This window comes from Actinomadura sp. 7K507, from assembly GCF_004348425.1.
Classification (GTDB): Bacteria; Actinomycetota; Actinomycetes; order Streptosporangiales; family Streptosporangiaceae; genus Spirillospora.
In genome coordinates this window covers 1-7,708 of the sequence record NZ_SMKK01000334.1, presented here as the reverse complement: position 1 = coordinate 7,708, position 7,708 = coordinate 1, and the positions used below count along the sequence as shown (strand labels likewise).

Sequence of the window (7,708 nt, the reverse complement as noted above, 5' to 3'; positions counted from 1 at the left end):
GGGGTGAGGCGGGCCGGGGTGACGAACTCGGTGTCGCCGGCGTCGTAGCGGGCGGTGTAGTCGTAGCGGCCGCCAGGGGCGACGATCTCCACGGCGGGCAGGGCGGTGGGGGTGCCGTCGCGGTCGATGACGCTGACGGCCACCTCGGTGCCGGAGATGCAGCGCTCGACGAGGGCGGCGTCGCCGTAGGCGAAGCAGCCGACCATGGCGGCGGAGAGGTCGGCGGCGTCGCGGACGACGGAGGCGCCCAGCGCCGAGCCGCCTCGGGTGGGCTTGACGAAGAGGGGGAGTCCGAGGCTGCGGAGTATCCGGTCCAGGACGGACGCGGCGCCGAGGTCGTGGAAGACCTCTTTCGGCAGTGCGACCGAGGCGGGGGTGCGCAGGCCGGCGCGGCGCACGACGGACTTGGCGGTGGGCTTGTCCCAGGCGACGCGGCAGGCGTCGGGGCGGGCGCCGACGTAGGGGACGTCGAGGAGATCGAGGACGTCGCGGATGGAGCCGTCCTCGCCGGCGGCACCGTGCAGGACGGGGAACACGGCGTCCGGGGGGTCGTCGGTGAGGGCGTCGAGGAGCGTGGCGTCCGCGTCGCGGAGTTCGACGGGGATGTCGAGGGCGCGCAGGGCGTCCGAGACTCGGCGGCCGGATCGGAGCGACACCTCCCGCTCGTAGGAGAGTCCCCCGGCCAGGACGACGACGTGCCCTAGTTCCACTTGTGCCCCTCTAGGTGATCTGTCGATGAAAGAACGCACCGGCTTCCGGGTGGAAGCCGGTGCGTTTCACGTGAAACATTCAGACGACGTCCGGCCCCGGAGCCTGGACACCGCTGTCGCCGTCGGTGACGGCCCCACCGAAAGTGTCCCGGAGCCGGATCTCATCTTCCACCACCGCCGCGAGCCTGCGGACGCCCTCGCGGATCCGGTGGGGTTCGGGGAAGCAGTAGGACAGCCGCATGTGGCGGTGGCCGGTGCCGTCGGCGTAGAAGCCGGTGCCGGGGACGTACGCGACGCGCTCGGCGATCGCGCGGGGGGCCATCGCCTTGGCGTCGAGGCCCTCGGGGAGCGTCAGCCAGACGAAGAAGCCCCCGGCGGGGCGCGTCCAGGTGCAGCCGTCCGGCATGAACTGTTCGAGGGATCCGAGCATCGTGTCGCGGCGGGTCCGGTAGAGCTCGCGGAAGTCCTTGATCTGCTCCTGCCACGGCTGCGTGGCGAGGTACTCGCGGACGGCGAGCTGCGAGAAGTTCGACGGGCACAGGATCGCCGACTCGGCGGCCAGGACGAGCTTGGCCCGGACGGCGTGCGGCGCCAGCACCCAGCCGACGCGAAGGCCGGACGCGATCGTCTTGGAGAACGAGCCGAGGTAGATGACGCGCTCGGAGTCGTCCGCGCGGAGCGCCCGCATGGGTTCGCCCTCGAAGCCGAGGAGGCCGTACGGGTTGTCCTCGACGACCAGCACGTCGTACTCCGCGCAAATCTCCAGGATCTGGGCGCGGCGGGCGGTGGTGAGAGTGACGCCCGCGGGGTTCTGGAACGTCGGGACGGTGTAGAGGAACTTGACCGGGCGTCCCTCGCGGCGCAGTCGCGCCAGGGCCTCACGGAGCGCGCTGGGGATGAGGCCCGCCTCGTCGAGGGGGACGTGCACGACGTCCGCCTGGTAGGAGGCGAATGTCCCGAGTGCGCCGACGTAGGAGGGCGCCTCCGCCAGGATGACGTCGCCCGGGTCGACGAAGATCTTGGTGATGAGGTCGAGGGCCTGCTGGGCGCCGACCGTGACGACGACGTCGTCCGCGGACGCCTGGACGCCTTCGAGCGACATGACGTCGCAGATGTGCTCACGGAGCCGCTCGTCGCCCTGCGCGGAGCCGTACTGCAGCACGTCCGCGCCCCGGCCCGCGACGAGGTCGCCGATCATCTGGCCGACGGCGTCGAGGGGGAGTGCGGAGACGTTCGGCATCCCGCCCGCGAGCGAGACCACCTCGGGACGGGCGGCCATCGCGAACAGAGCCCGGATCTCGGACGGCACCATGCCGGCGGCACGCGCGGCGTAGCGGTCGGTGTAGGCATCTGTGCGCGAGTGCTGTTCCACGAGGCACCTCCGAGGTGGATTGGCTTGCCTGCAAACTACGGCATCGGCCGGAGCGATCCGGCGGAACCCCGGGACGTACCGGGGCCGCCGTTGCGGCGACGCCGCGCAAGATCCGTGCCGGGCGCGCCGTCCGGGTGGGGATCCCCCTGTCCGATACGATGCCCGAGGATCCCGGAATGTTGCCGGGAACTTCCACGAGTGGCGTTCCGCCCGAGAAACCGATGGCCCGGCCCGGCCGCGGGTTTCACGCCGGGCGGGCGAGTACCGCAACAGGGGGTGCCGTCCCGGTGTCGCGTCGTCTCGTCAACATCACGCTGGACAATCTCGGTGATCTGCCGCACCGATGCCGCGGCTGCGTGTTCTGGGAACTGGACCCGGTCAGCCGGGACCGGGCGCTGGACACCGGGGACTCCGACCTCGAGAAGGAGGCCTGGATCTCCTCGACGCTGCTGGAGTGGGGCGGCTGCGGCAAGATCGTGTACGTCGACAACGTCCCCGCGGGGTTCGTGATGTACGCGCCGCCGCTGTACGTGCCGCGTTCGGTGGCGTTCCCGACGAGCCCGGTCAGCGCGGACGCGGTGCTGCTGATGACCGGCCACATCCTGCCGGAGTTCGCGGGCGGCGGGCTCGGCCGGATGCTGGTCCAGGGCGTCGCGAAGGATCTCACCCGGCGGGCGGTGAAGGCGATCGAGGCGTTCGGCGACCTGAAGGGCGAGGAGGGCGGCTGCATGGTGCCCGCCGACTACCTGCTGTCGGTCGGGTTCAAGACCGTCCGGCCGCATCATCGGTATCCGCGGCTCCGGCTGGAGCTGAAGTCCGCCCTGTCGTGGCGTGAGGACGTCGAGGTGGCCCTTGAACGGCTCCTGGGCTCCATGACCCCGGAAGGGGCGCTAAGGCCCGTGTGAGACATTCTGTGACGTTCTACGCATGTGGCCCGCGCTCCGGACTGACGGAGCACGGGCCACATGCGTTGTGCGCGCACCGCGGGAGGCGGTGGGACGCCGGTCAGATGAAGTCGGCGAGGTCCTTGAGGAGGGCGGCCTTGGGCTTGGCCCCCATGATCTGCTTGACGACCTCGCCGCCCTTGTAGACGTTCATCGTCGGGATCTGCATGACGCCGTACTTCTGCGGCACCTGCGGGTTCTCGTCGATGTTGAGCTTGACGATCTCGATCTTGTCGCCGTGCTCCTTGGAGATCTCCTCCAGGATCGGCGCCACCATCCGGCACGGGCCGCACCACTCGGCCCAGAAGTCGACGAGGACGGGCTTGTCGTTGTCCAGGACCTCGGACGCGAAGTCGGCGTCGGTCACGGCTTTCATGGTTCTCCTTCGGTTCGCGCGCGGGCGGGCGGGCGGCCCGCCCGCGCGTGTCTGGCGTTTCGTGTCGGAGCCGGACGCCGCGCGGCAGCCAGGGCATTCCAGCCCGATGCGTCCGGCAGGAGCCGGAATGCCTCGGTAGCCCTCGGCGGCTCAGGCCTGCGGCACCGTGTCCGCGGCGTCCTGGTCCTGGAGCCACCGCTCGGCGTCGATCGCGGCCGAGCAGCCGGTGCCGGCGGCGGTGACCGCTTGACGGTAGATGTGGTCGACGACGTCCCCGCAGGCGAACACGCCGGGGACCTTCGTCTTCGTGGTCGGGGCGTCCACGAGCAGGTAACCGTCGGTGTCGGTCTCCAGCTGGCCGTCGAACAGCTCGCTGCGCGGGTCGTGGCCGATCGCGACGAACAGCCCGGTGATCTCCAGCGAGGACGTCTCGCCCGTCCTGGTGTCGCGGACGGTCACACCGGTGACGCGGTCGTCGCCGGTGATCGCGGTGACCTCGCTGTCCCAGCGGAACTTGATCTTCTCGTTGGCGAACGCGCGGTCCTGCATGATCTTGGATGCGCGCAGCTGGTCGCGGCGGTGGATCACGGTGACGGAGCGGGCGAACTTGGTGAGGAAGATGGCCTCCTCCATCGCGGTGTCGCCGCCGCCGACGACGGCGATGTCCTGCTCGCGGAAGAAGAAGCCGTCACACGTCGCGCACCAGGAGACGCCGCGTCCGGACAGTCGCTTCTCGTCCGGCAGGCCCAGCTCGCGGTAGCCGGAGCCGGTCGCGACGATCACGGTCCTGGCGAGGTGGGTCTCGTCGCCCACCTTGACGACCTTCGGGTCGGCGGTGAGGTCGACCTCGGTGACATCGTCGGCGACGAGCTCGGCACCGAAGCGCTCGGCCTGCTTGCGCAGGCTGTCCATCAGGTCGGGCCCCATGATCCCGTCCGGGAAACCGGGGAAGTTCTCCACATCGGTGGTGTTCATCAGCGCACCACCCGCGGTCACCGAACCCTCGAACACCAGCGGCTTGAGGTCTCCGCGGGCCGCATATACGGCGGCCGTGTAGCCCGCGGGGCCCGAGCCGATGATGATGACGTTACGGACGTCGCTCACTGTTATGCGCCTCTCCTCATTGGCCGCCTGTGCCGCACGACCCGGCCTGTCAGTCGCGTCAACCGATCCTAGGGGGAACTCATTCCCGCACCCCAGGCCCCCAGGCTCGACGCGCCCGGGCCCGGCGCCGGGGGGTGCTGCAATAGGCTCCGGGGATGGCTCGGATTTTGCTTCTTCACTCGATGTACGGGCTGCGGCCGGCGGTGGGGCTGGCGGCCGACCGGCTGCGTGAGGCGGGGCACGAGGTGCACGTTCCCGACCTGTACGACGGGCGGGTCGTGGACTCGTCCGAGGAGGGCTTCGAGATCAAGGAGGAGATCGGCCGGGACGAGCTGCTGCGGCGCGCGGTGGCGGCGGCCGCTCCCCTGGTGGACGAGGGCGGCCTCGTGTACGCCGGGTTCTCGCTCGGCGGCGCCCTCGCCCAGACCCTCGCGCTGGCCGATGCCAAGGCCGGCGGGCTGCTGCTGATGCACGGCACGTCCGACATGGCGGACGACGCGTCCACCGACATCCCGGTGCAGCTGCACGTCGCCGACCCCGACACCTACGAGCCGGTCGACTGGCTGAACGCCTGGTACCTGCGGATGCGCAGGGCGGGCGCGGACGTGGAGATCTTCCGCTACCGGGGCGCCGGGCACCTGTTCACCGACCCGGACCTGCCCGATTACGACGCCGAGGCCGCCGAACGCGCCTGGACGGTCGCCCAGGGCTTCCTCGACTCCCTGTGACCGGAAGAGCGGGTCCTCATCTGCCCCGCGCCGAGCCCTGGTGGCTTTCCTGGTGAGGGGAGGCCGCCCGGGCGGAGCGAGCGGAGCGAGACCAACGATGGGAGGCCATGGACAAGGCGTGCAGCCGCGTCCATGGCCTCCGAATATGTGGTCAGGCGTTCTCTAGCGTCTTCAGCACGTGCTGGTCATTGGCCGTGCACTCGGTGCCGACGACCCACACGTTCCACTTGCCGGGCTCGTCGCCGCGGGCCACGATGACGTTGGCCGGGGTCCCCTCGTAGAGGGCCTCGTCGACCAGTTCGGGTGCCTTCCCCTGGGTGACGGCGTAGACGCATGACCTGAGGTGCGGTCCGGCCGTGGTGACTCCGGGCCCGGTCCGCCGCTCGTTCATGAACTCGGAGACCTGGGAGCCGAGGTCCCCGGCCCGGTACTCGGTGCCGCTGCTGTGGACCTTGAAGGCCGGCGCGCCCTCCGGGGCGGCGACCTTCGGGTCGACGTCGTTCGTCCTCTCGTGGGACTGGTCCTGGGCCGGCGCCGCCGTCGAGCCGTCGTTGCTGCTCGCGCCGTCCAACGCGATCGAACCGACCGCCGCGCCGCCGCCGACAACGATCACGGCAGCGGCGGCGGCGGACAGTGTCCGCCAATGCCGCCTTCCGCGCCGCTGTTCCATGCTCACCACGGTGGCGTTGTTCAGCGACTCCGCGGCGATCGCGGTGTCGATGCGTTCGGCCAGTTCGGCGGGGATGGACGGCGCGGGTGCCTCCGCCAGGATCCGGGACACGTCCGCAAGGTCGGCGGACAGGTCACGGCAGTCGGCGCAGGTGTCGAGGTGCGCGTTGACGGAGGCGGCTTCGTCGTCTTCGAGCAATCCCTCGGCCAGGTCGGCCAGGACGTCGTAGTCAAGATGTGCGGGGTTCACTTGGGCATGCCACCTCCTTCCACACCTCCGACGTTTTTGTGGTCCCGTCGGTTCCGGTGGTGGGTGAGAAGGGGGGCGAGCCTGGCGCGACCCCGCGCGCACCGGCTCTTGATCGTTCCGGGTGGGACCTCCATGACCTGCGCGGCGTCCTCGACGGAGTAGCCCATCATGTCGACGAGGACGAGGGCCGCGCGCTGCTCGAACGGAAGGTGGCCCAGGGCGCTGTGGACGTCGAGGGACACGCCGTGCGCGTCGGTCGGGTCGGGCATCTTCGGCGCGACGGCGTCGAACGTGGCGTCGTCGCCCATCGGCGTGGCCGGGCGGACGGACTTGCGCCTGATGCGGTCGAGGCAGGCGTTCACGACGATGCGGTGCAGCCAGGTGGTGACGGCCGCGTCCCCGCGGAACCGTGCGGCGGCGCGGAACGCCGAAAGACATGCGTCCTGCAGAGCGTCCGCGGCCTCCTCGGGATCGCCGATCGTCCGCAGCGCGACGGCCCACATCCGGTCGCGGTGGCGGTGCACGAGTTCGGAGAAGGCGTGCGGGTCCCCCTGGGCGTGGCGGGCGAGGAGCTCCTTGTCGGGCACCTCGTCAACGCGACGCATGCTCACCGACGTCATGAGCGACCGCTTTCTCGTTCGGGACGCCCGGTCGGCGCCGGGCGTCCGCGACCGGATGCTGGGGTAGGCACCACAGATTCCTGGGGGCGAGGGGACATTCTGCTCACAGGCACGATACAGACATGCGCCACTCCACGTCACAGCTCATGACCACGTGGGGAGGGAGTTCAGCCTTCCGAGCCGTAGACGGTGACCTCGCCCAGCCTGCCCTTGGCGGGGGAGGAGGGAAGCTCGGTGAACCAGACCAGCACGTACTGGCCGGTTGCCTGGGGGTTGGCGGTCACGGTCACCTCGCCGCCGTTGCCGGGCTGCCTGCCGATCGCCTTCAGGCCGGCGGGCGACTGGGAGTCCCCGACCTTGACCTGCATGATCCCGCCGCTGACCGGTGAGTGGATCTTGACGTTGGCGACCTTGACCGGCTTGCCCATGTCGAGCAGGACGCCCATGCCCTTGGAGTAGTTGCCGAAGTTGGGGTCGGCGTACCGCTGGGTCGCCCACTTGCCGTCCGGCCGGCCGTCGATGACCGTGTCGACGTCCTTGTTGATCGAGATGTCGGGGTGGCCGGGATCCGAGTCCTGGACGGCGGTCGCGCCCTGCGCGTCCAGCTTCACCACGGACGGCTGGGACTGCTTGCCGTTCTGACCCGGGTCGGTGACGCCGTCCTTCGGCTCCCCGTCGCCCCCGGTGCCGGAGATCGCCCAGGCGCCGAGGCCGACGATGACGGTGAGCGCGGCCGCGGCGACGCCGACCAGTGCGCGGTTGCCGGGCCGGCGGGGCCCGCCGCTGTGGGCGCCGCCGGCCCGGCGGCGTGCCGGCACCGTCCGGGTGGACGAAGTCGGAGGCGGGTAGTCGCCGCGCTGGCCGCGTGTCCGCGGCGGCGGGACGTGCGAGGGTGCCTGGGCCTGGTCATGCGCGGGCGGCTGGCGCTGCTGCTG

8 protein-coding genes and 1 pseudogene are annotated in these 7,708 nt (G+C 70.8%); 2 read left to right on the top strand and 7 right to left on the bottom strand.

Annotation, left to right across the window (positions count from 1 at the left end; all coding sequences use genetic code 11):
* Positions 1–710: D-alanine--D-alanine ligase (locus tag E1285_RS41415; protein WP_132160150.1), on the bottom strand; the 710-nt coding region annotated here is incomplete at its 3' end.
* Positions 711–789: 79 nt separating this feature from the next.
* Positions 790–2,082, bottom strand: coding sequence for a PLP-dependent aminotransferase family protein (locus E1285_RS41410; RefSeq protein WP_243723419.1), 1,293 nt, complete (start codon positions 2,080–2,082; stop codon positions 790–792).
* Between the two features lie 287 nt (positions 2,083–2,369).
* On the opposite strand from E1285_RS41410, the gene E1285_RS41405 reads away from it, so the two are divergent.
* Positions 2,370–2,987 carry a GNAT family N-acetyltransferase gene (locus E1285_RS41405; RefSeq protein ID WP_132160148.1) on the top strand — a complete coding sequence of 206 codons (618 nt, stop codon included), beginning with the start codon at positions 2,370–2,372 and terminating at the stop codon, positions 2,985–2,987.
* A 100-nt stretch (positions 2,988–3,087) separates the two neighbouring features.
* On the opposite strand, the gene trxA is transcribed toward E1285_RS41405, so the two are convergent.
* Positions 3,088–3,402 (bottom strand): thioredoxin, encoded by a 315-nt coding sequence (gene trxA, locus E1285_RS41400; protein ID WP_132160146.1) that lies wholly within the window; start codon positions 3,400–3,402, stop codon positions 3,088–3,090.
* Positions 3,403–3,552: 150 nt separating this feature from the next.
* Positions 3,553–4,506 carry a thioredoxin-disulfide reductase gene (trxB, locus tag E1285_RS41395; protein ID WP_132160144.1) on the bottom strand — a complete coding sequence of 318 codons (954 nt, stop codon included), beginning with the start codon at positions 4,504–4,506 and terminating at the stop codon, positions 3,553–3,555.
* A 155-nt stretch (positions 4,507–4,661) separates the two neighbouring features.
* On the opposite strand from trxB, the gene E1285_RS41390 reads away from it, so the two are divergent.
* A complete protein-coding gene (locus E1285_RS41390; RefSeq protein WP_132160142.1) occupies positions 4,662–5,234 on the top strand; it encodes a dienelactone hydrolase family protein in 573 nt (190 codons plus the stop codon).
* Between the two features lie 151 nt (positions 5,235–5,385).
* On the opposite strand, the gene E1285_RS41385 is transcribed toward E1285_RS41390, so the two are convergent.
* The 3 genes and pseudogenes from E1285_RS41385 to E1285_RS46125 all read right to left on the bottom strand — a co-directional run.
* Positions 5,386–6,153, bottom strand: a complete 768-nt coding sequence (locus E1285_RS41385) for a zf-HC2 domain-containing protein (protein WP_132160140.1) — start codon at positions 6,151–6,153, stop codon at positions 5,386–5,388.
* Positions 6,150–6,758, bottom strand: a complete 609-nt coding sequence (gene sigM, locus E1285_RS41380; protein WP_132160138.1) for an RNA polymerase sigma factor SigM — start codon at positions 6,756–6,758, stop codon at positions 6,150–6,152. The genes E1285_RS41385 and sigM overlap by 4 nt, the downstream gene beginning before the upstream one ends.
* Positions 6,759–6,940: 182 nt before the next feature.
* A pseudogene (locus E1285_RS46125) lies at positions 6,941–7,708 on the bottom strand (hypothetical protein); the annotation flags it as partial.

What these genes read in the sequence shown, in the direction of transcription:
- E1285_RS41390 (WP_132160142.1), top strand. Translation starts at nt 4,662, where the DNA reads ATGGCTCGGATTTTGCTTCTTCACTCGATGTACGGGCTGCGGCCGGCG.
- trxA (WP_132160146.1), bottom strand. Translation starts at nt 3,402, where the DNA reads ATGAAAGCCGTGACCGACGCCGACTTCGCGTCCGAGGTCCTGGACAAC.
- sigM (WP_132160138.1), bottom strand. Translation starts at nt 6,758, where the DNA reads ATGCGTCGCGTTGACGAGGTGCCCGACAAGGAGCTCCTCGCCCGCCAC.